Raw genomic sequence first — 20717 nt, 5'->3', positions numbered from 1 at the left:
GAGGTTAACCGCAGCACTTTTTGTATTTCTTGCCGCTGCCACAGGAGCAGGGTGCGTTTCTTTCCGGTGTTTTTTCAACCTGCACGGTCTTCGGTGTCGCCAACATCGCCGTCAGTTCAGCGATATTCTCTTCAGCATCACCATCCACAACAATCGTTGCGACCAGTCCATGTTGTGCCACCAGTGCGGCAACTTCCTGCTCGCGCGCTTGCGAATTGACCGTCAGCGATAATGGGCTGATGTCGCTACCCGGCTTAACCTTCGCTTTGGTGTTATAACCGCTTTTACCGTAGTGGCCCATTATATCGGGAGTACCTTTATAGAAACATTTAGACATGGGTGACTCCTGATCGTGTTATTTCGCTGACCGTTGCTGATCGTAGTGAAAGGGGCGGCATTCTAGCAGGAAAACGGGGACGAGCGGGAAAATTGATTGCACCGCCTATCTGATTGGGTCAGCTTTGATCGTATAGTTATGCTAGTCTTTGGTACTGTAAAGAAAGTGCTCCCGTTTCTGACGTTTTTCCCACTCATTTTCTCCAGGATTGTAGTGTAAACCCGGCTGCATTCATCGATTCTTAATGCTTTTCGCGGTGAATGATCCATTATGCGTGGATTCTTCGGGCATTCTGCATGGGCCTTTACGTTCAAAGCCTGACGTTTTACCCTTTTCTTTGTCTATTCAATTTCAATACACAGGATCTGATATGAGTGAAAAGATGGACGAAGATGCACTGAAGGCATTAAAAATAGCCTTTACTTATATGCCCAAAGCAATTGAAGTGACTCAGTATGAGTACGGTGATCGCTACCAGGCTGTTCTTGCTCATATTGAAACTGTCAGAGAGATCCTGCTGCTGAATGATGTGGACCCTGAAGAAGTATATGGAGAGGTTGATCCTGATAATACGCCTAACTCCTGTTATTAAGGGAAATCATTGTTCTGGCTGCATTATGAGGTACCCCTATGAACAATCGAAAGACCGAGGAAGCCTCACCCGTTGTTGCGACCCTTGACGATCTCGCACCGTTGGCAAACTACTCGCTCATGGACAGGCTCAACGCCGACCCTGATGCCAAAGCCGATGGCGCTGACCACGCGCCACGCCAAGTGTTTACGGGCCACTATGTCCCGGTAAAACCCACGCCCATCGCCGATCCCGAGTACATCACCCACAGTAAAGCGCTGTTTCGCGAACTGGGTTTCGCTGACAGTCTGGCACAGTCAGACGACTTTATGAGGATGTTCTCAGGCGATCTCTCTCAGGTGCCTGCGCCTCTGCGCAGGGCCGGTTGGGCCTGTGGTTATGCACTGTCCATCTATGGCACTGAATACGATCAGCAGTGTCCGTTCCGAACCGGCAACGGCTATGGCGATGGTCGGGCTATCTCAGTGCTTGAGGCGGTGATCAGGGGGCAGCGCTGGGAGATGCAGCTCAAAGGTGGCGGTCGGACTCCGTACTGCCGCGGCGCGGATGGGCGCGCGGTGCTGCGCTCCAGTGTCCGTGAGTTTCTGGCGCAGGAGCATATGCACGCCCTGGGCGTGCCAACCTCCCGCTCGCTGAGCCTGTACGTATCTACCATTGAGCAGGTTCAACGACCCTGGTACACAGAGGGTTCGCACTCGATGGATCCCGACACCATGGTATCGGAGCCCGTCGCTATCTCGACCCGGGTCGCACCATCGTTCCTGCGGGTTGGACAACTGGAGCTGTTCGCTCGCCGGGCCCGTAAACAGGCGCATCCCCATGCGCTGCAGGAGCTGGTGATGATCGTGCTGCATCTGATCGAACGAGAGTACGCCGACGTTATTGACAACGCCCAGTCCCTCGCTGAGAAAGTGGTGTTGCTCGCGGACGCGTTCCGCGACCGCCTGACCTCGCTGGTGGCGAACTGGATCCGCGTTGGATATTGTCAGGGCAACTTTAACAGCGACAACTGTGCTGCGGGTGGTTTCACCCTCGACTATGGCCCGTTCGGATTCTGTGAGCAGTTCGATCCGCAATATCAACCCTGGACCGGCGGCGGCCAACACTTCTCCTTTCTGAATCAGCCCGCCGCTGCTGAGCGAAACTACCACATGTTCTGGACCGCATTGCGGCCGCTGCTGGCCGCAGATGAGGCGGCTTTGCAGCAGCTGGACGATATTCGCAGTGGTTTTGCTACCGTGATGCAGGCGAAGCTGGAAGCGATGTGGGCCGCCAAACTCGGGCTGGAACACTTTAACAAAGAACTACTCAATGAGCTGGGCGGGTTGATGGTGCAAACACCGGTGGATTACACCATCCTCTTTCGCGAACTATCGAATCTGCCTGACGACATCAGTTCACTCAAGAAAAGCTTCTACAAAGGCGCGGTCTACCAGGCCGATCCGGAAACGATGGATCAGCGCTGGTCAGCGTGGCTGGCAAAATGGAATACCCTGATCGACAGCCAGTCCGGTTCCCGTGAGGAGATTGCGCAGCAGATGAAACAGGTTAACCCGAAATACAGCCTGCGGGAGTGGTTGGTTGCTCCAGCTTATCAGCAAGCCGCAGAAGGCGACTACGCGTTGGTGCGGGAACTGCAGGAGGTGATGACCCAGCCCTATGATGAGCAATCACAGGAGGTTGAAGATAAATACTATCGGCTGAAACCGTCCGAGTTCAGAGAGCTTGGCGGCGTATCTCATTACAGCTGTTCGTCGTGAATTTTTAGCAGCGGGTGGGTGGGCTGTTAGCGCCAGCCCTATCTCTTTCTTATCTCAATAAATATATATATCTTTTTATTTATATTGGGTAGTAAGCCGAAATGCAAAACTCAATACCTGACCCCAAAGATGGAGTAGGCAAGACGGGGCGACCAAAGAGATTTATTGGTTAAAAGGGCTTTGACCCCTTTATGTTGATTTCTTCTGAGACGCAATAATTGCTTTAGCTTTTTCTAGTTCGTCCTCTAAATTATTTTTCATCTTATAATGTATAGAATAAATCAAGGTGGAATTTCCGATAAGAAAGTGTTCCCACTCTTGCCATTCTTCTGGAGAATACATCTCTTCGGAAATTTTTAATGCAGGATGACCATATATAGTCATAGGAAGGTCTTGAACTATCACTCCACCAACCATTGTTAATGACATCGCCTTCAAGGCTTTTACTTCTTCCAAGTTGAGCATGTTTGCTATAACCATCAAATACATCTTTGATGTTACTTGGAGGCTCTCATCAGATAAGTGGGAAAATTTATCATTCACAGAGGAGTTTCCAATTGTTCGAGAGCGTAAATCTTCTAAGGTTATACTTCCCATCACAGGCCAGAGCACTTCGTTGACTATTCTTAGCTTCTGTTGATACAGGCTTTCTTTTGCATAGGCGCTATGGTTAATAGCTATCAATACTAATATTGAAGCTATAAAGTATTTCCACAAATTTTTTATGGAAATCATTTCTCGTCCTTTGAGTTAGGCTATGGTATTCACGGAATCTGAAATTGGTGAATATCCAAGCTAACATAGCACTAATGACATTTCTACTTTGTGTCGATAGCCAGTCATAGACTATTGCACATTCTTAATGTCTGCATCGGGTCAGATAGTGAACTTCCGCGTTTCAGTTTTATATTGGGAAACGGATGTAGGGGAGGCTTATATGAAAGATAGACAGGCTTGTATCGTCAAACGACGCTCAAACTCCGATGTTGGATAGAGTTGCCTTCCGATGGATATCCTTGGATGAAGTGACGCAAAGAAACCGTGCAGACGAAAGCTAAGATATCGACTTGGGAGGAGACACAAAAACTGTTAAGAAACAAAGCTTAATTGATGTCGTTCATGGTGTCAGAGACCACTGAATCGGGTTCATGAACGGCACGCTTTTAAGGGCGGGCGATGATCTTTTAGAAAGCGAATCCCCTATATCGCTCTACCCAAACGGCAGGCACAAAAAAGCCCTGCTTTTCTATTTATGAAATAGCAAGGCTTAATTGATTTCGTTCATGGTACCAGTGGCCGCTGATTCCAGAGCTCGAATCGGCACGCTTTTAGGGGCGGGCGAAGATCTTATAGAAAGTGAATCCACTATGTCTTTTCTGCCCAATCTCCAGATACAAAAAAGCCTCGTTTCTTTAGGTTAAAGAGTAACGAGGCTTAATGTCTTACGATCATGGTACCAGTGGCCGCTGATTCCAGAGCTTGAACCGGCACGCTTTTAAGGGCGGGCAAAGATCTTTTAGAAAGTGAATCCCCTATGTCATTCTGCCCAAACCTCAGATACAAAAAAGCCTCACTAAGTAGCGAGGCTTTCTCTTTACGTTCATGATACCAGTGGCCGCTGATTCAAGGTCTTGAACCGGCACGCTTTTAAGGGCGGACCAAGATCTTTTAGAAAGTGAATCCCCTATGTCGTTCTACCCAAACGCAAGGCACAAAAAAGCCCTGCTTTTCTATTTATGAAATAGCAAGGCTTAATTGATTTCGTTCATGGTACCAGTGGCCGCTGATTCCAGAGCTCGAATCGGCACGCTTTTAGGGGCGGGCGAAGATCTTATAGAAAGTGAATCCACTATGTCTTTTCTGCCCAATCTCCAGATACAAAAAAGCCTCGCTTCTTTAGGTTAAAGAGTAACGAGGCTTAATGTCTTACGATCATGGTACCAGTGGCCGGACTCGAACCGGCACGCTTTTAAGGGCGGGGGATTTTGAATCCCCTATGTCTACCAATTCCATCACACTGGCACAAACGTGGAGCGTATTATACGGCTCGTTTGCAAACGGTCAATGCGATTAGTGAAATATCTTTGAAATCGTTGCGTCACAACCGCTGCATTCAATCAGACGGTTGTTCCAACGTTCCTGTTTCAACGTTCCACAAAAGCCCGCTCAATCACATAGTGCCCCAGATCGCCGTGGCGGGCTTCGATAAAGCCCATCTGGTCGAGGATATTCGTGGTGTCTTTCAGCATGCTCGGGCTGCCGCAGATCATAAAGCGGTCATTCTCAAGGCTCAGGTCGGGCAGGCCCAGATCGCGTGTCAGCTTGCCGGTAGAGATCAGGTCGGTCAGCCGGCCCTGATTACGGAACGGTTCGCGGGTGACGGTGGGATAGTACAGCAGCTTGTCGCTGACCATATCGCCAAAGTACTCGTTGCTGGGGAGGTGCTCCTGAATCACATCGGCATAGGCCAGTTCCGACAGTTGTCGCACCCCGTGGGTGAGGATGACTTTGTCGTACTGTTCATAAATTTCCGGGTCTTTGATGATGCTCATAAAGGGAGCCAGTCCGGTACCGGTGCTGATCAGGTAGAGGTGTTTGCCTGGCAACAGGTGATCATTGATCAGGGTGCCGGTGGGCTTGCGGCTGATCAGGATCTGGTCGCCGGGTTGAATGCGCTGCAGCTTCGAGGTCAGAGGGCCATCCTGTACCTTTATGCTGAAAAATTCCAGCTGATCTTCATGGTTAGCACTGGCGATACTGTAGGCGCGCATCAGGGGGCGGCCTTCGTGCTCCAGACCGATCAGGGTGAAGTGACCGTTCTTGAAGCGAAATCCGGGATCCCGGCTGGTGGTAAAGCTGAACAGGGTATCGTTCCAGTGGTGTACGCTGAGAACCTCTTCACGACCGATATTTGACATGGAACTACCTCATACTTATGCAACTGATAACACTGTTGATTCAGGTTATAAAAAAGGGGCTATCTATTTCCTGAGTGCATAGTAGATCGGTCTGCTATATTGTTAAAGACGATTATTATGGTAACAGTTATCGGAAAAACAGGTTATGAAGTATAGCTTACGACAGCTGGAGGTATTTCTGGCGGTTGCCCATTTTGACAATATCTCCCGCGCGGCGGAGAGTCTGTCGATGTCGCAATCGGCGGCTAGTGGTGCATTGCGGGATCTGGAAGCGCAGTTTGATATCCAGCTGTTTGATCGGGTGGGTAAGCGGCTGAAGATCAATGAGCTGGGGCGGTTGCTGCGTCCCCGGGCAGAAGCGCTGTTGGAACGGGCCCGCAGTCTGGAACAGGATATGGCGCAGCATGAGGCGGTAGGGCAGCTGAAGATCGGCGCCACCATGACCATCGGTAACTATCTGGCAGTAGGGCTGATCGCCCGTTATCTCGACGAGCAACCCAGAGCGAAACTGGATCTTCAGGTGGCCAATACCTCGGCCATCGCTGCCCGGCTGGTCAATTTTGATCTGGATATCGGCCTGGTGGAAGGGGAGGTGCAGCACCCCGACCTGGAGGTGATCCCCTGGCTGAATGACCGCCTTGAGGTGTTCTGTGCCCCGGATCATCCGTTGACGCAGAAACCGCAGTTGAGTGATACCGATCTGCTGTCAGCCCGCTGGATTCTGCGGGAACAGGGGTCGGGTACCCGTCAGGCGTTTGACTGGGCGTTGCACGGACTGTTGCCCAATCTGAATGTGTTGCTGGAGCTGGAACACGCCGAGGGGATCAAACAGGCGGTGGCGCAGGGATTGGGGATCGGTTGTCTGTCGCGCATCGCGTTACAAGAGTCGTTTGAGCTGGGAACCCTGGTGCCCTTGTGGGTCGCCGGACGAGATTTCAGTCGTCAGCTGTATCTGGTGATCAATAAGCATAAGTACCGTAGTGCCGGGATCGAGCGCTGGATTGAGCTGTGTCATCAGGCATGATTAAACAGTCCGGCGGTGTTTGAAGATAAGCACGCAGACCGGACTGCAATAACATCGCCAGGTATCAGTTGTTTTCCTGCTGCGCCAGACGCTCCTGCAGTTTACGCTGCCGGCGTTTGCTGCTGGTCTCGTTGGCATCGGCTCCCAGGTGGGCCTCGCCCCGCTGCTGTGCCAGTTGCATCTGCTTCTGTCGTTCGATAAAACGCTCACGCTGTTCATCGCTGAGGCTGTCATAGCAGTTGGGGCAGCTGATACCGGCCTGGTATTGATCGCTCTGCATCTGCTCGGCAGTGAGGGGCAGGCGGCAGGCGTGGCACTGATCGTAGCTGCCCTTTTCCAGTTGATGATTTACCGTCACCCGGTTATCAAACACGAAGCATTCCCCTTCCCATAAGGAGTTGTCCTGGGGCACCTCTTCGAGGTATTTCAGGATGCCGCCCTCCAGATGATAGACCTCATCGAAGCCCTGCTCTTTCAGGTAGGCGGTGGATTTTTCACAGCGGATGCCGCCGGTGCAGAACATCGCCACCTTGCGGTTTTTCTGTGGATCGAGATGCTCTTTTACATACTGAGGAAACTCGCGAAAGGTCTCAGTGTTGGGGTTGATCGCCCCCTTAAAGGTGCCCACCTGAACCTCGTAATCGTTGCGGGTATCTACCAGCACCACTTCCGGGTCTGAGATCAGCGTGTTCCAGTCGCGGGGTTTAACGTAGGTGCCGACCACCCGTTTCGGGTCGATCCCTTCAACGCCCATGGTGACGATCTCTTTTTTCAGCTTCACCTTGGTGCGGTGAAACGGATTGCTGTCGTCCAGAGATTCTTTGTACACGATATCGGCCAGTCGGGGATCGTTCTGCAGCCAGGCCAGCAGGGCATCAATGCCTTCGCGGCTGCCAGCAACGGTGCCGTTAATGCCTTCACTGGCCAGTAGCAGGGTGCCGCGGACGCCGTTATCCAGCATCACTTGGTGCAGCGGTTCGCGCAGGGTTGCAAAATCTTCCAGCGCGACAAACTTATACATTGCGCAGACGATGGTCTGTGACATTTTTGTTCTCCTCAGCCGATCGGAACGTAAATCCGGAGCCTTTGGGTTTATGGGGTGTAGGGTATTACATCAGGGGCGTCATTGTACCCGGATTAACGACGCAGGAAGACGGACAAACTGTAAGGGTTAGCGGGTAACGCGGCGGGCTTGCTGTGTGGCCAGAGTGGTCGCGCAGCTGCACAGCCGATCAATATGGTCATAGTGTATAGCCGGTTCATTTGGCTTCCGGGTTCGCACTTTCGGCGTTTATAGGCTTAGCTGTAGCGTAAGGGTTTAAAAAAGGAGAGGGGGGACTCTGCTATATCAACTCAGAGAGAGGATTAAGCTATGCGAAGCTTTATGCAAACTCCAGCAGGTTATATAGGGTCACTGGTACTACTGAGTGGCGCCGCTTTAAGTTGTGCGCTAAGTAGTGCCGTGCAGGCCGCCAACGAGACACTGACCAGTGTAAAGACTGATACCACCATTATCCTTGATGGCATGGCTGAAAGCGCATGGGATAAAGCCCCTGAGTTGAGTATTCAGCTTGATAACCTGCCCTATAAAGCCGATAACTATGGTGGTATGAGCAGCGTTAATGTGCGACTGAAATCCCTCTACGATGAACATTTTATCTACCTCCTGGTTCAGTATAATGATCCGACTAAAAGTCTGGCCCGCTTTCCCTGGGAAAAGCAGGCTGATGGCAGTTGGAAACAGCTGAAGGGGAAGGATCAGACGGGGCACGACAACGTTTTTTATGAAGATAAGCTGGCGCTGTTGTGGAACATCAATGCCCGGGGATTCGCCAAGAAAGGCTGTGATGTCGCCTGTCATATGCAGGATGATAGCGGCAAAATTAATGGCTTTGATCAAACCGGCAAAGCACCGGGACGGAAATATACCCGCGACGGTGAGACCATCGATATATGGCACTGGAAAAGTGTGCGTATGAATCCGCTGGGGCTGATTGACGATCAGTACATCGACAGTGTAAATGACCCCGCAGTGAATGGTGAATGGGGCCGTCATGGGGATAGTAAAACCGGTGGTGGCTACGTTGATAATGTGAATGCCGAAAAGACCGGACCTGCTTTTATGAATCGGACACAGGGCAATGTGGATGGCTATACCATTACACCTTCGCAGAAAACGCCGTTCGTTGATACGTTTAGAGAGGGTGACCGGATTCCAGGCATTATGTCTGAACCCTTTACCGGGTCCCGCGGGGATATCTGGGCAAAAGGGGATTGGCGGGATGGCCGGTGGACTATCGAAATCAAACGGGCGCTGGTGACAACCGGAGAGAATGCCGGGGTTCAGGATGTTCAGTTCAGTGACCTGAGCAAAGCTTACAGTTTTGGGGTTTCGGTGTTTGATAATTCACAGATTGATCACCTCTACCATGAAGGTGCCTATGATCTGATCTTTAAGTAACAGCATTGATGCTATGACCGGCGTCTCAACAGATGGTCTCTTCTTCCGGCGGGGGAAGAGACTCCGCTTATGTGGTGCTACTTATCAGAGGTTAAGCTATGCGTATCTCGGTACTTAACGTTTCGGCAAAACTGGCACTTTCCGGCTTTCTCATCACTGTTATTTTGGCGGCGCTCAGCGCGACCACCCTGATCGGTCTACTCTATTCATCCCATGATCGGGGCTTCAATATCCCGGAGATGGACAGGGTTCAGTCACACTACAGTGATTCACGCCTGATAGCGGCGATGAAAGGCCCGATGTATCAATATGTCACCGAAGATGGTGATATTGATGTGATTGCGAAATGGATTGCCGACGGCGCGCAGGATGATGGCTTCTTTAAAGATGAGGTGATGTATATCATCAGCGAGGACTGCCAGAAGTGCCATAGTCGCAATTCGCAGATGAGCAAGGCGATCACCTCTATGCCCTTCAGCAGCTACGAGGATATTGTGCAGTATACCGAAGGCGGGTACAGCTGGACCCAGATGGCAAGAACTGCACATATACATCTGTTCGGTATTGCTGTGTTTCTGGTGATCGTATCGATGATAATGGCCTACAGCAGTTTCCGCCCATGGATGAAAAGCCTATTGATCTCTGCAGGCTGGATCGCCTTGTGGCTGGATATTGGCTCCTGGTGGATGGCCAGATTCTACAGCGGTTTTGCCTATGTTATATCGGTGGCGGGCACAGTTGAAATTGTTGCGGTGTGTGCCATGAGTGGACTCTGTCTGTTGAATCTCTGGTGTCGGTTGCCCGCGATAGTGCTTGAGCCTGCGGAACAATGAGTTGAGTCACATCCTTAAGCTGTCTATCTGCCTGGCTGAACACTCTGTCAGAGTGACATAGGCCTACTGAGCCCGGGTAATGCCTGTGCCGGTTATCACGCGTTATTTCGTCTCTCTTTGGTCGCGCTGACACCGCTGACGCCCTTTTCCCCTCTGTTTTACCGGTGACTGATGCCTGAGATCATTTTTCATCGTCTAATTTAGCTGAATTTTGACCGCAAATCGGGTAGAATACGCACCCTTTTTATCGGCCGGTCAGAGAACAGGTGGCCGGTTTCAGCTAATTTATTGCGTCTCAGGTTAACGTTTATCTATGCAGGTAAAAGATTTTCATTTTGATCTTCCCGACGAGCTGATCGCCCGCTACCCCCTGGAAAAGCGCAGCGACAGCCGTTTGTTCTGTGTGGATGGCAATAGCGGTGAGTTTCAGCACCGGCAGTTTTTTGAGGTTCTGGATCTGCTGGAACCCGGCGATCTGGTGGTGTTTAACAACACCCGGGTGATTCCCGCACGGATGTTTGGTGAGAAAGCCTCCGGCGGCAAGATCGAAGTGCTGATTGAGCGGGTGCTGGATGAGCGTTCAGCTCTGGCTCACATCCGCTCCAGCCGGTCGCCCAAGCCGGGGGCCGAGCTGACTCTGGAGGGCGGCCTGAAAGCCACCATGGTTGCCCGTCATGATGATCTGTTTGAACTTGAGTTTGATCTGGCAGAGGGGCATCTGATTGAAGCGTTAGAACAGTTCGGACACATGCCGCTGCCCCCCTATATGAAACGGGAAGATGAACTTTCTGACCGGGAACGCTATCAGACAGTGTATAACGAGAAACCTGGGGCGGTGGCCGCACCAACGGCGGGGCTGCATTTCGATGATGCACTGTTAGCCAGTCTGGAAGAAAAGGGCGTTAATAAAGCCTTCGTGACCCTGCATGTGGGCGCAGGCACCTTCCGGCCGGTCAAGGTCGAGAATATTCAGGATCACAAGATGCATGCTGAATATATCGAAGTGCCGGAAGCAGTGTGTCAGGCGGTGCGTGAGACCAAAGCCCGGGGCAACCGGGTGCTGGCAGTGGGTACGACCTCGGTACGCTGTCTGGAAACGGCCAGTCAGGCGGGAGAGATTCAGCCGTTTTTTGGCGATACCGATATCTTTATCTTTCCCGGATATCGGTTTCGCACCGTGGATCTGCTGATCACCAACTTCCATCTGCCGGAGTCGACCCTGCTGATGCTGGTGTCGGCGTTTGCCGGTTATGAACAGATGATGGCGGCATATAAAGAGGCGGTGGCGCAGTGCTATCGTTTCTTCAGTTATGGCGATGCGATGTTTTTGTCGAAAAAGACCCGCCAAAATGGTGCGGACTGAACCGAAAAACAGTGATGAGCCTTTAATTTATATTATTCAGCCTTATATAGGGAGAAGACCGCAAAACTCCCCAGGCGAAACCTGAGTTCAGGTAACTTATTTAGGACCGATTGTGACCAGAGAATGTTTTATGACGTTTGAGCGTCTGGCGACCGATGGCAAAGCCCGGCGTGGCCGCTTAAGCTTTCCCCGGGGGGATGTCGAGACGCCGGCGTTTATGCCAGTGGGGACTTATGGCTCGGTAAAGGGGATGTTGCCGAAAGATATTGAGGCGATCGGTGCGCAGATCATTCTGGGCAACACCTTTCATCTGATGTTGCGCCCCGGTACCGAGGTCGTCAAAGCTCACGGGGATCTGCATGACTTTATGAACTGGAAAGGTCCGATTCTGACCGATTCCGGTGGTTTTCAGGTGTTCAGTCTGGGGGCAATGCGCAAGATTACGGAAGCGGGGGTGCATTTCCAGTCGCCGGTGAATGGCTCCAAAGTGTTTATGGGGCCTGAGGAATCGATGCAGGTTCAGCGCGACCTGGGCTCTGATATCGTGATGATCTTCGATGAATGCACCCCATACCCGGCCACTGAAGTTGAAGCCGCGGATTCGATGCGGCTCTCTCTGCGCTGGGCGAAACGTTCTAAAGAAGCTCATGGTGATAGCCCGTCGGCACTGTTTGGTATCGTGCAGGGGGGGATGTATCCGCACCTGCGGGATGAGTCGATCGAGGGACTGAATGAGATCGGCTTTGATGGTTATGCCATTGGCGGTTTGTCGGTGGGCGAACCGAAAGAGGAGATGGTGAAAGTGCTGGATCATCTGGCGTATAAGATGCCAGAGGATAAACCCCGCTACCTGATGGGGGTGGGTAAGCCCGAGGATATTGTCGAGGGTGTGCGCCGTGGTGTGGATATGTTCGACTGCGTGATGCCGACCCGCAACGCCCGTAACGGTCACCTGTTTACCCGTCACGGGGTGGTGAAGCTGCGAAACTCCGCCAATAAAACTGATACCCGGCCGCTGGATGAACAATGCAGCTGCTACACCTGTCAGAATTTCAGCCGTGCTTATCTGCACCATCTTGATAAGTGTAAGGAGATCGTGGGTTCGCAGCTGAACACTATCCACAACCTGCACTATTATCAGGAGCTTATGGCTGGATTGCGTCAGGCGATTGAACAGGGTAAATTGGACGACTTTGTTGACCAGTTCTACCATTTAAAGGGGATGGAAACACCGCCTCTTGATAGTGAGATTTGATTTTAATTTATTGATTTTATTAAGTATTAGGAGAAGCCTTGATGAGCTTTTTTATCTCTCCAGCTTACGCTGAAGCAGCTGCCGCACCGGGTGGTTTAGATCCAAGTATGTTCAACCTGATCTTTCTGGTTGGCTTCGGTGTCATTTTTTACATGTTTATGTGGCGTCCACAGGCCAAGCGTGCCAAAGAGCATAAAGCACTGCTGAGCGGACTGAGTAAAGGTGATGAAGTGATCACCGCCGGTGGTCTGATCGGTAAGGTTGTACGTCTTAATGAAGACTACGTGGTATTGAGCGTGAATGACACGACTGAGCTGACTTTCCAGAAAACTCATGTCAGTGCTGCGCTGCCAAAAGGCACCATTAAGCAGATCTAGTAACAAATCCATAACCAAACGCCACTATCGTGGCGTTGTTTTTATGTGATTAGAGCCGCGATAGCGCAGGCTGTCGTCTGCGCTGGTTAAAACGTTAAAATCTAAACATTGGTGCCCGGTCAGAACAAACGTTTGCAGGCATAAGCGTTTGATCTGATAGCCGGGCTAGTTAGGGACAGAGCGCCATGCTCAATAAATATCCACTGTGGAAAAATGCGCTGATCGTGCTGGTACTGCTGGTTTGTGGTCTCTATGCCGCGCCCAACCTTTTTCCTGACGATTATGCTGTTCAGCTTTCCGGTACCCGGGAATCAAATGTAGTCAATCAACCGTTGCTGGATCAGATGACAGAGGTCTTGCAGCAGGCCAATATCAGCGTTAAAGGTGAAGAGCTGACAGAACAGGGTGGTCTGATTCGTTTCAAAGACAGCCGCACTCAGCTTGAGGCAAAAGAGGTTATCAGCCGTACGCTGGGTGATAAGTATATTGTGGCCCTCAACCTGGCGCCAACCACGCCGGAGTGGCTCAGATCGATTGGGGCAGGCCCGATGAAACTGGGTCTCGACCTGCGCGGTGGTGTGCACTTCCTGCTGGAAGTGGATATGGTGTCCGCAGTGGCACAGCGTCTGGATGTCTATGTCAGTGAGATTAAAACCAAGCTGCGTACCGAGAAACTGCGTTATCGCTCGGTAGAGCATCGTGAAGATGGCAGTCTGGAACTGAAGTTCTCGGCGGCCGATGTGCGCGATCGGGCGGCGACTCTGCTGCGTAAAGATTATTCCGAATTTCTCATCAACACCGAGGACAGGGATGACGCTTTCTACCTCTCTATTACTCTGGTGGAGAGCAAAGTCCGTGAGATCGAAGACTATGCCATCAAGCAGAACCTGACCACCCTGCGTAACCGGGTGAATGAGTTGGGTGTTGCTGAGCCGCTGGTGCAGCGTCAGGGACGTAACCGTATCGTGGTTCAGTTGCCGGGTATTCAGGATGCCGCTGCGGCGAAACGGATTATCGGTAAGACTGCGAACCTTGAGTTCCGTCTGGAAGCGAAAACCGATGCGCCCCGGGTGACCACCGAAACCTACGAGTTCCGTAATGAGAACCGTGAGGCGACCCTGGAAAAAGATGTCATTATCACCGGTTCCAGCGTGTCTAACGCCCAGTCATCCTTCGATGAAAATGGTCAGCCGCAGGTGAATATCACTCTGGACGCCAAGGGTGGCCAGCTGATGAACCGTACCACCCGTAACGCGATCAAACGGCGTATGGCGGTGCTGTTTGTTGAACATAAGAGCCGTACCCTCTCTGAAACCGTCGATGGTGAGCAGGTGACCAAGCGGATCCCCTATGTCGAGAAGAAGATTATCTCACTGGCAACCATTCAGAGTGTTCTTGGCAACCAATTCCGCATCACCGGACTGGACAGCGCTACAGAATCGTCTGAGCTGGCGTTGTTGCTACGGGCTGGTGCGCTGGCGGCACCCATCTACTTTGTCGAGGAACGTACTGTCGGTCCAAGCCTGGGTGAGCAGAACATTGAGCTGGGGATGATGTCGGTGCAGATCGGTTTTGCCCTGGTGCTGCTGTTTATGCTGGCGTACTACCGGGTGTTTGGTCTGCTGGCCAATATTGCCCTGACACTTAACCTGGTGATGCTGCTGGCAGTGATGTCGATTCTATCGGCTACCCTGACGCTGCCGGGCATCGCGGGTATCGTACTGACCGTGGGGATGGCGGTGGATGCTAACGTGCTGATTTTCTCGCGAATACGGGAGGAACTGAAAAATGGTATGCCTCCACAGTCGGCGATCAACGCCGGTTTTGACCGCGCATTCTCCACCATATTTGACGCCAACATTACCACTCTGCTGGCGGCGGTGATTCTGTTCGCGATGGGCTCCGGCCCGGTGAAAGGGTTCGCGATTACCCTGTCGGTCGGTATCCTGACCTCCATGTTCACCGCGATCATGGTTACCCGGATGCTGGTTAATCTGACCTACGGCGGTCGTACGCTGAAGAAACTGTCGATCTGACGGAGTAGAGTAAGATGACGACTGAAAAAATTTATAACTTTATGGGGCTGCGAAAAATCGCTGCTGCATTTTCGATCACCCTGTTGCTGATCTCGGTTGGCTCACTGGCGGTCAACGGACTTAAGTTTGGTCTTGATTTTACCGGTGGCTCACTGATCGAAGTGGGATATCAGCAGGAGCCAGACCTCAACGGCATCCGCGATAAGCTGAAGAATGCCGGCTATGAAGATGCCATTGTGCAAACCTTTGGCTCTCCGGTCGATATTCTGATCCGTATGGGCGTTGCTCACGATCCGAAACTGGGAGATATGGTTCTTCAGACGCTGCAGAGCGGTGAGACTCAGGAACTGACCCTGCGCCGTAACGAGTATGTGGGCGCTCAGGTGGGTGAGGAGCTGCGTGAACAGGGCGGCCTGGGTATGTTGCTGGCGCTGTTTATGGTGATGGTCTACGTCGCCTTCCGCTTCCAGCTGAAGTTCTCTATCGGCGCGGTAACCGCGCTGGCCCACGACGTGCTGATTGTGCTGGGCTTCTTCTCCGTGCTGCAACTGGACTTCGACCTGACGGTGCTGGCCGCTATTCTGGCGGTAATCGGTTACTCGCTGAACGATACTATTGTCGTGTCTGACCGTATCCGTGAGAACTTTCGTCGGATGCGTAAGAGCGAGCCGATTGAGATTATGAACGTCTCACTGAGTCAGACCCTGGGTCGTACGCTGGTCACCTCCCTGACCACTCTGCTGGTGCTGGTGGCGCTGGCGGTGTTTGGTGGTGAGATGATCTTTGGCTTTGCGGTTGCGCTGCTGGTGGGTGTCTTTATCGGTACCTACTCCTCTATCTATGTGGCGGCGAACATCCTGATCATGCTGGGCATCTGTAAAGAGGATCTGATCCCGCCAGAGAAGCCGGATGGTGATGAGATCGACGAAATGCCATAAACCGCATTTTTAGTGTTAAAAAAACCGGCTATCAGCCGGTTTTTTGTTAACCGCTCCGGCCACCTCCGGGCTACCGGTTTGCAACTGGTTGACTAAACTGCAGGAACAGGAAAACGCTCCAGATTCAGTAATGGTTGGAGTATAGTTATTCAAAACGGATATAACAGAAGATCATTAATGTCTGATTCAAAGAATTTTTCTGAAGACCCTTATGCCGACCGCGAAGCGGAAAAATATGATCGCCCGATAGCCAGTCGCGAGCTGATAATGCAGTTGCTGGCAGAGCAGGGAGAGCCTCTCACCCGTCCCCAGCTGGAGGTGTTGCTGGAGATCGGTGATGAGGACAGTGCCGAAGCGTTACGCCGTCGTCTGAGGGCGATGGAGCGTGACGGACAACTGATGCGCAACCGCAAAGCTCAGTATGTGCTGCTGAGTAAGCTTGATCTGGTGGCCGGGAGGATTACGGGGCATCGGGATGGTTTTGGCTTTCTGGTTCCTGATGAAGGCGGCGATGATATCTTTCTCTCGGCGCGGGAGATGCGCCAGGTGTTCGATGGTGACCGGGTGCTGGTGCGGGCCACCGGTGAAGACCGTAAAGGACGGGTAGAGGGGGCGATTGTCGAAGTCCTGGAGCGCAAAACCCGCAAGCTGGTAGGGCGTTTTCATGGTCATGGTGGGTTCGGTTATATGACCCCGGAAAACCAGCGGATTACCAATGATATTCAGATTCTGCCCGACCCAGATAGCGGCCTGGAGTATAAGCAGGGGCAACTGGTGGTGGTTGAACTGATCACCCCGCCTTCGAAGCGTGCCAAAGCCACTGCGCGGGTCACCGAGGTGCTGGGAGATCATATGGCACCGGGTATGGAGATCAAGGTTGCCATCCATAACTATGATATCCCCAATGAGTGGACCGATGCGATTCGTCAGGAGGTCAGTGAGTTTGGCCCGGAAGTACCCGATTCTGCGGTTGAGAATCGTGTTGACCTGCGCGATCTGCCGCTGGTAACCATCGATGGTGAGGACGCTAAAGATTTCGACGATGCGGTCTACTGCGAGCCGAAACGCGCCGGAGGCTGGCGGCTATGGGTGGCTATTGCCGATGTGTCCTCCTATGTGCATCCCGATAGTCAGCTGGATATTGAGGCGCATAAGCGGGGCAATTCGGTGTATTTCCCCGAGTTTGTGGTGCCGATGCTGCCGGAGATGCTGTCCAACGGGCTGTGCTCGCTGAACCCCGATGTTAACCGGCTGGCGATGGTGTGTGAAATGACCATCAGCGCCAGTGGTAATCTTAGCGAATATACTTTTTACGAGGCGGTGATCCGCTCCAAAGCACGACTGACCTACACCAAGGTGGGAGCGATGCTGGAGGAGCCCGATTCTGATTTCGGTGCGGCGATGCGTCAGCAGTATGCTGAGGTGTTGCCCCATATTGAAGATCTGCATGAACTCTATTGTGCCCTGCGCACGGCCCGGGAGGAGCGGGGCGCGATCGATTTTGAAACCACGGAAACGCGGATTCTGTTCAGCGAAGACCGCAAGATCGAGAAGATCGTTCCGGTGGTGCGCAACGATGCCCATAAGATTATTGAAGAGTGTATGCTCTGTGCCAACGTTGCTTCCGCGCAGATGTTGCAGAAACTGAAACAGCCGGCGCTGTTCCGGGTGCATGATGGGCCGAAAGAGTCTAAGTTGCAGGCACTGCGCACCTATCTTGGACCGCTGGGGCTGAGCCTGGGCGGCGGCGATGAGCCAACCCCGCCAGACTATCAGGCGCTGTCTGAATCGCTCGAAGGGCGGATTGATAAGCATGTTATTCAGGTGATGATGCTGCGCTCTATGTCGCAGGCGGTATACAGTCCTGAACATAAGGGGCATTTTGGCCTTAACTATCCCGCCTATACGCACTTTACTTCACCGATCCGCCGTTATCCTGATCTGCTGGTGCATCGGGCAATTCGCGGCCTGATCCACTCCGATAGTGATAGCCAGCATATTACCCGGCCAGCCAACTTCCGGCCTGATAAGCGTTTTATACATCGCTATACCATGGAGCAGATGGTCGAGCTGGGTGAACACTGTTCTATGACCGAACGGCGTGCCGATGATGCCACCCGGGATGTGATGGCCTGGCTGAAGTGTGAATATATGCAGGACTGTGTTGGCGAAGAGTTCAGCGGTGTTATCTCAGCGGTCACGGGTTTCGGGGTATTTGTCGAGCTGGAAGAGGTCTATGTTGAAGGCCTGATCCATATCTCGGCGTTGCCGGGGGATTATTATCACTACGATGCCGCACTGCAGCGTCTGTATGGTGAACGTAGTGGGAAGTCTTTCCGTCTGGGTGACCGGGTGCAGGTTCAGGTGGCCAGAGTGGATCTGGATGATCGCAAGATCGATTTTGATCTGGTGAAAAAACTGGATGCTGCCGATAAGCAGGCTGTGGGGTCTGCGGAGCCTGGGAGCGAAGCAGAGGCGAAACCGAAACGGCTGAGTAAGCGTGAGTTGCTGCGCACCGGTAAGATAGCCATGGCTGAGCTGGAAAGCCGCCAGGGGCGCAAACCTTCAGGGGGGCGTCGCTCAGACAAGCCGGGGTCGGGCCGCTCTGAGCCGGAAAGGACTGGTTCAGCCAGACCGAAGCGGTCATCACCGCGTAAGGACGCTGAGAGCGAAACGCCCTGGGGAGGTTCTGCCGATCGCAAAGCCTCTGCTAAGCCCGCCCGTAAACGCTCACCTGAGCCGAAAGCGGATAGAAGCTCGCGGCAAAAGTTAGAGGCGAAGCCGGGGAATTCTGGCGGCGCACGGTTAAGCGAATCTGAACTGGAAGTGATCCGGCTGTCGAGGAAACCCTCCAAAGGCCTGAGCAACCGGGCTAAAAAGCGTAAGCTTAAAAAACTGCGCGGTAAAACATCACGCTAAGGTTTCATTGTAATTGCGGTTTCAGTAGGAATTTTAGTACGTCTTAACTAAGGCAGATATCAGTCCCGATGATATCTGCCTTTTTGTTTATTCGTATTAAGTGCTGTCGGGAAAACGGCAGTCTTGTATAGAAATTGATCAGTAGCTTACTGTTTGTCATTGAGGACACTAATGTCTCTGTATTATTCGGCTGTTTGAAAACTAGTATTGCTCATTATGAGTAGTTATATGGTAGGTAGTTAACATATTGTTTTAAATGTTTTTTGTTTCAATTATTTGAGTTAAAGTGGCTGATTTTCTGGTGAAAATGTTCAGATCTGTTGACTTTTTTTTTGTTTGAATGTTGCGTGAAATGTAGCCATACTCCGTGGAGGAAAAAAATGTTCTATGCGGTTTTATAAACTAATAACAATGAATAGCAAAGGATGCTGACTCTCCTGTATGGTTGCCAGGCAGAGATTCCTCAGGATGAGGTCGAGGGGGAACCATGGAAAACAAAAAAATAATCCGTGCCATTGCCAGCGCGGGTTTATGTTCTGTATTGCTCAGCTCAGTTCAGGCACAGGCTGAAGATTTGATTGATATTTGGAAAGTAGCTGAAAAGAACGATTCTAAATACCTGTCTGCATACCATAAATTCCGATCTGATCAGGAAATTGTCAATCTGAGTCGAGCAGACCTTCTTCCTACCATCTCCTTCCAGTATGAGCATAAAGAGACCAGCCAAACCATAAACGAGTCAGATAACGCTGTCTTTTATGGTAACTCTGCTGATTATCCCACTGATAGCTATGGCCTGACACTCACCCAATCAATATTTGACTACTCCCGATGGCAGCGTTATGACCAGTCAAAAATCAGTGCCAACCGCGCTGAGATCGAATATAAGCAGGCCAGGCAGCAATTGTTGTTAAGATTGTCAGAAAGCTACTTTCTGGTTCTCGAACGAAGCGATCAGCTAGAGGCGATTGCAGCTGAAAAGAAAGCGATGCTTAAACATGTTGAAGTGTCCGAAAAGAAACATAAAACGGGGCTGGTAAGAACCGTTGATCTGCAGGATGCTTCTGCACGTTATCTTAATGCGTTGAGTAAAGAGACCGAACTGCAAAGTCGCTTAATGGATAGTCGGTATGCACTGCGAGAATCTCTGGGCTCTATGCCGGGCAATCTGTCCCGATTGCGAAGTGATGTCAAACTTGAGATGCCCGTACCATCTGATCCAGAGGAGTGGGTCAGGCTTGCTGCAAAGAACAACCCCGAATTACAAGTGCTTAACCTCTCTCTAAACGAGGCTGATAAAGAGATCAAGGCGTTGCGCGGTGGCCACTATCCCACTCTTGATCTGCTCCTGACCCATGGTAATGAAGCCAAGGAGGGGTCTCCCTTTGGTGGTACCAGTGATATCGATACAACTGAGGTGACCGTTCAGTTGAATGTCCCTCTTTATTCTGGCGGAAAAACCTCTGCGAAAGTTCGTCAGGCAATTGAGAAGCGTAATAGTGTGCTTGAGGATCGGAATGATAAGCAGCGCTCTGTTGAACGTTCCGCTCATGATGCTTATCGCCGTATCAATGAAGCCATTGTACAAATCGACGCTCTTGAGAAATCTCTTCAGGCGCAGGAACTCCGTTTGAAATCTAAGTCAGCAGGCCACCGTAGTGGTCAGAATAGTCTGGTGGAGGTTCTGGATGTTGAGCAGGATCTTTCCGATGCCAGGCAGGCGTTGATCAAAGCACGATACGATTATGTATTGAACGTTTTGCGGCTGAAGTTTGCGGTTGGTGCTCTTCAGGAAGAAGACCTGTCAGCAATCAATAACTGGCTTACAAACGATCAGTCTTAGTCTGCATGTTGCTCTGGCGCATTGTTTATTTTCGTTCTGTTGCCCTGAGCCACCCGCATAT

The 20717-nt window shown here is 51.6% G+C and carries 16 protein-coding genes and 1 tRNA gene; 12 read left to right on the top strand and 5 right to left on the bottom strand.

From position 1 onward, the window contains the following. Positions 1-4: 4 nt before the first annotated feature. Entirely contained in the window at positions 5-337 is a 333-nt protein-coding gene (locus OCU43_RS19665) for a PBPRA1643 family SWIM/SEC-C metal-binding motif protein (RefSeq protein ID WP_091360205.1), read from the bottom strand. Positions 338-707: 370 nt separating this feature from the next. Here OCU43_RS19665 and OCU43_RS19660 point away from each other — a divergent pair, with 370 nt between their 5' ends. Together OCU43_RS19660 and OCU43_RS19655 are read left to right on the top strand one after the other, a co-directional pair. Further along, positions 708-929, top strand: coding sequence for a penicillin-binding protein (locus tag OCU43_RS19660; RefSeq protein ID WP_091360204.1), 222 nt, complete (start codon positions 708-710; stop codon positions 927-929). A gap of 38 nt (positions 930-967) precedes the next feature. Then, positions 968-2689, top strand: coding sequence for a protein adenylyltransferase SelO (locus OCU43_RS19655; RefSeq protein WP_091360202.1), 1722 nt, complete (start codon positions 968-970; stop codon positions 2687-2689). Positions 2690-2878: 189 nt separating this feature from the next. Here OCU43_RS19655 and OCU43_RS19650 read toward each other — a convergent pair whose 3' ends face one another. The 3 genes from OCU43_RS19650 to OCU43_RS19640 form a co-directional block, all read right to left on the bottom strand. Further along, positions 2879-3424: a hypothetical protein gene (locus OCU43_RS19650; protein ID WP_091360200.1), complete on the bottom strand. Its 546-nt coding sequence runs from the start codon at positions 3422-3424 to the stop codon at positions 2879-2881. Between the two features lie 1200 nt (positions 3425-4624). Then, a tRNA-Leu gene (locus OCU43_RS19645) sits at positions 4625-4711 on the bottom strand. Positions 4712-4833: 122 nt separating this feature from the next. After that, complete coding sequence (locus OCU43_RS19640) at positions 4834-5607, bottom strand: ferredoxin--NADP reductase (RefSeq protein WP_091360198.1); 774 nt, start codon at positions 5605-5607, stop codon at positions 4834-4836. A gap of 145 nt (positions 5608-5752) precedes the next feature. On the opposite strand from OCU43_RS19640, the gene OCU43_RS19635 reads away from it, so the two are divergent. Next, positions 5753-6631 carry a LysR family transcriptional regulator gene (locus OCU43_RS19635; protein WP_091360197.1) on the top strand — a complete coding sequence of 293 codons (879 nt, stop codon included), beginning with the start codon at positions 5753-5755 and terminating at the stop codon, positions 6629-6631. A 64-nt stretch (positions 6632-6695) separates the two neighbouring features. Here OCU43_RS19635 and trhO read toward each other — a convergent pair whose 3' ends face one another. After that, the gene (trhO, locus tag OCU43_RS19630; protein ID WP_091360195.1) at positions 6696-7676 is read right to left on the bottom strand and encodes an oxygen-dependent tRNA uridine(34) hydroxylase TrhO; all 981 of its coding nucleotides are present in this window, start codon (positions 7674-7676) and stop codon (positions 6696-6698) included. A 327-nt stretch (positions 7677-8003) separates the two neighbouring features. Here trhO and OCU43_RS19625 point away from each other — a divergent pair, with 327 nt between their 5' ends. From OCU43_RS19625 to OCU43_RS19585, 9 genes are all read left to right on the top strand, one after another. Next, entirely contained in the window at positions 8004-9092 is a 1089-nt protein-coding gene (locus tag OCU43_RS19625) for an ethylbenzene dehydrogenase-related protein (RefSeq protein ID WP_091360193.1), read from the top strand. 98 nt (positions 9093-9190) lie between these two features. Next, positions 9191-9925: an Aq_1264-related membrane protein gene (locus OCU43_RS19620; protein WP_091360191.1), complete on the top strand. Its 735-nt coding sequence runs from the start codon at positions 9191-9193 to the stop codon at positions 9923-9925. Between the two features lie 313 nt (positions 9926-10238). After that, positions 10239-11288, top strand: a complete 1050-nt coding sequence (queA, locus tag OCU43_RS19615) for a tRNA preQ1(34) S-adenosylmethionine ribosyltransferase-isomerase QueA (protein ID WP_091360190.1) — start codon at positions 10239-10241, stop codon at positions 11286-11288. Between the two features lie 130 nt (positions 11289-11418). Next, complete coding sequence (gene tgt, locus OCU43_RS19610; protein WP_091360188.1) at positions 11419-12543, top strand: tRNA guanosine(34) transglycosylase Tgt; 1125 nt, start codon at positions 11419-11421, stop codon at positions 12541-12543. A 41-nt stretch (positions 12544-12584) separates the two neighbouring features. Beyond that, on the top strand, positions 12585-12920 hold the full coding sequence (gene yajC / locus OCU43_RS19605) for a preprotein translocase subunit YajC (RefSeq protein ID WP_091360186.1): 336 nt from the start codon (positions 12585-12587) through the stop codon (positions 12918-12920). Between the two features lie 185 nt (positions 12921-13105). Next, positions 13106-14956 carry a protein translocase subunit SecD gene (gene secD, locus OCU43_RS19600; protein WP_091360184.1) on the top strand — a complete coding sequence of 617 codons (1851 nt, stop codon included), beginning with the start codon at positions 13106-13108 and terminating at the stop codon, positions 14954-14956. A 14-nt stretch (positions 14957-14970) separates the two neighbouring features. Continuing rightward, the gene (gene secF, locus OCU43_RS19595; protein ID WP_091360182.1) at positions 14971-15894 is read left to right on the top strand and encodes a protein translocase subunit SecF; all 924 of its coding nucleotides are present in this window, start codon (positions 14971-14973) and stop codon (positions 15892-15894) included. Positions 15895-16071: 177 nt separating this feature from the next. Then, positions 16072-18813: a ribonuclease R gene (rnr, locus tag OCU43_RS19590; RefSeq protein WP_091360181.1), complete on the top strand. Its 2742-nt coding sequence runs from the start codon at positions 16072-16074 to the stop codon at positions 18811-18813. A gap of 487 nt (positions 18814-19300) precedes the next feature. After that, positions 19301-20656 (top strand): TolC family outer membrane protein, encoded by a 1356-nt coding sequence (locus tag OCU43_RS19585; RefSeq protein WP_091360179.1) that lies wholly within the window; start codon positions 19301-19303, stop codon positions 20654-20656. Positions 20657-20717: the final 61 nt, after the last annotated feature.

The sequence above is a fragment of the Amphritea atlantica genome (genome assembly GCF_024347255.1).
Lineage (GTDB): Bacteria > Pseudomonadota > Gammaproteobacteria > Pseudomonadales > Balneatricaceae > Amphritea > Amphritea atlantica.
Note: the sequence above shows the minus strand (reverse complement) of the source record. Positions and strands in the feature narration are given on the sequence as shown.

Excerpts from the sequence above, each read along its gene's own strand:
- OCU43_RS19665 (WP_091360205.1), bottom strand. The coding sequence starts at position 337 with ATGTCTAAATGTTTCTATAAAGGTACTCCCGATATAATGGGCCACTAC.
- OCU43_RS19660 (WP_091360204.1), top strand. The coding sequence starts at position 708 with ATGAGTGAAAAGATGGACGAAGATGCACTGAAGGCATTAAAAATAGCC.
- OCU43_RS19655 (WP_091360202.1), top strand. The coding sequence starts at position 968 with ATGAACAATCGAAAGACCGAGGAAGCCTCACCCGTTGTTGCGACCCTT.
- OCU43_RS19650 (WP_091360200.1), bottom strand. The coding sequence starts at position 3,424 with ATGATTTCCATAAAAAATTTGTGGAAATACTTTATAGCTTCAATATTA.
- OCU43_RS19640 (WP_091360198.1), bottom strand. The coding sequence starts at position 5,607 with ATGTCAAATATCGGTCGTGAAGAGGTTCTCAGCGTACACCACTGGAAC.
- OCU43_RS19635 (WP_091360197.1), top strand. The coding sequence starts at position 5,753 with ATGAAGTATAGCTTACGACAGCTGGAGGTATTTCTGGCGGTTGCCCAT.
- trhO (WP_091360195.1), bottom strand. The coding sequence starts at position 7,676 with ATGTCACAGACCATCGTCTGCGCAATGTATAAGTTTGTCGCGCTGGAA.
- OCU43_RS19625 (WP_091360193.1), top strand. The coding sequence starts at position 8,004 with ATGCGAAGCTTTATGCAAACTCCAGCAGGTTATATAGGGTCACTGGTA.
- OCU43_RS19620 (WP_091360191.1), top strand. The coding sequence starts at position 9,191 with ATGCGTATCTCGGTACTTAACGTTTCGGCAAAACTGGCACTTTCCGGC.
- queA (WP_091360190.1), top strand. The coding sequence starts at position 10,239 with ATGCAGGTAAAAGATTTTCATTTTGATCTTCCCGACGAGCTGATCGCC.
- tgt (WP_091360188.1), top strand. The coding sequence starts at position 11,419 with ATGACGTTTGAGCGTCTGGCGACCGATGGCAAAGCCCGGCGTGGCCGC.
- yajC (WP_091360186.1), top strand. The coding sequence starts at position 12,585 with ATGAGCTTTTTTATCTCTCCAGCTTACGCTGAAGCAGCTGCCGCACCG.
- secD (WP_091360184.1), top strand. The coding sequence starts at position 13,106 with ATGCTCAATAAATATCCACTGTGGAAAAATGCGCTGATCGTGCTGGTA.
- secF (WP_091360182.1), top strand. The coding sequence starts at position 14,971 with ATGACGACTGAAAAAATTTATAACTTTATGGGGCTGCGAAAAATCGCT.
- rnr (WP_091360181.1), top strand. The coding sequence starts at position 16,072 with ATGTCTGATTCAAAGAATTTTTCTGAAGACCCTTATGCCGACCGCGAA.
- OCU43_RS19585 (WP_091360179.1), top strand. The coding sequence starts at position 19,301 with ATGGAAAACAAAAAAATAATCCGTGCCATTGCCAGCGCGGGTTTATGT.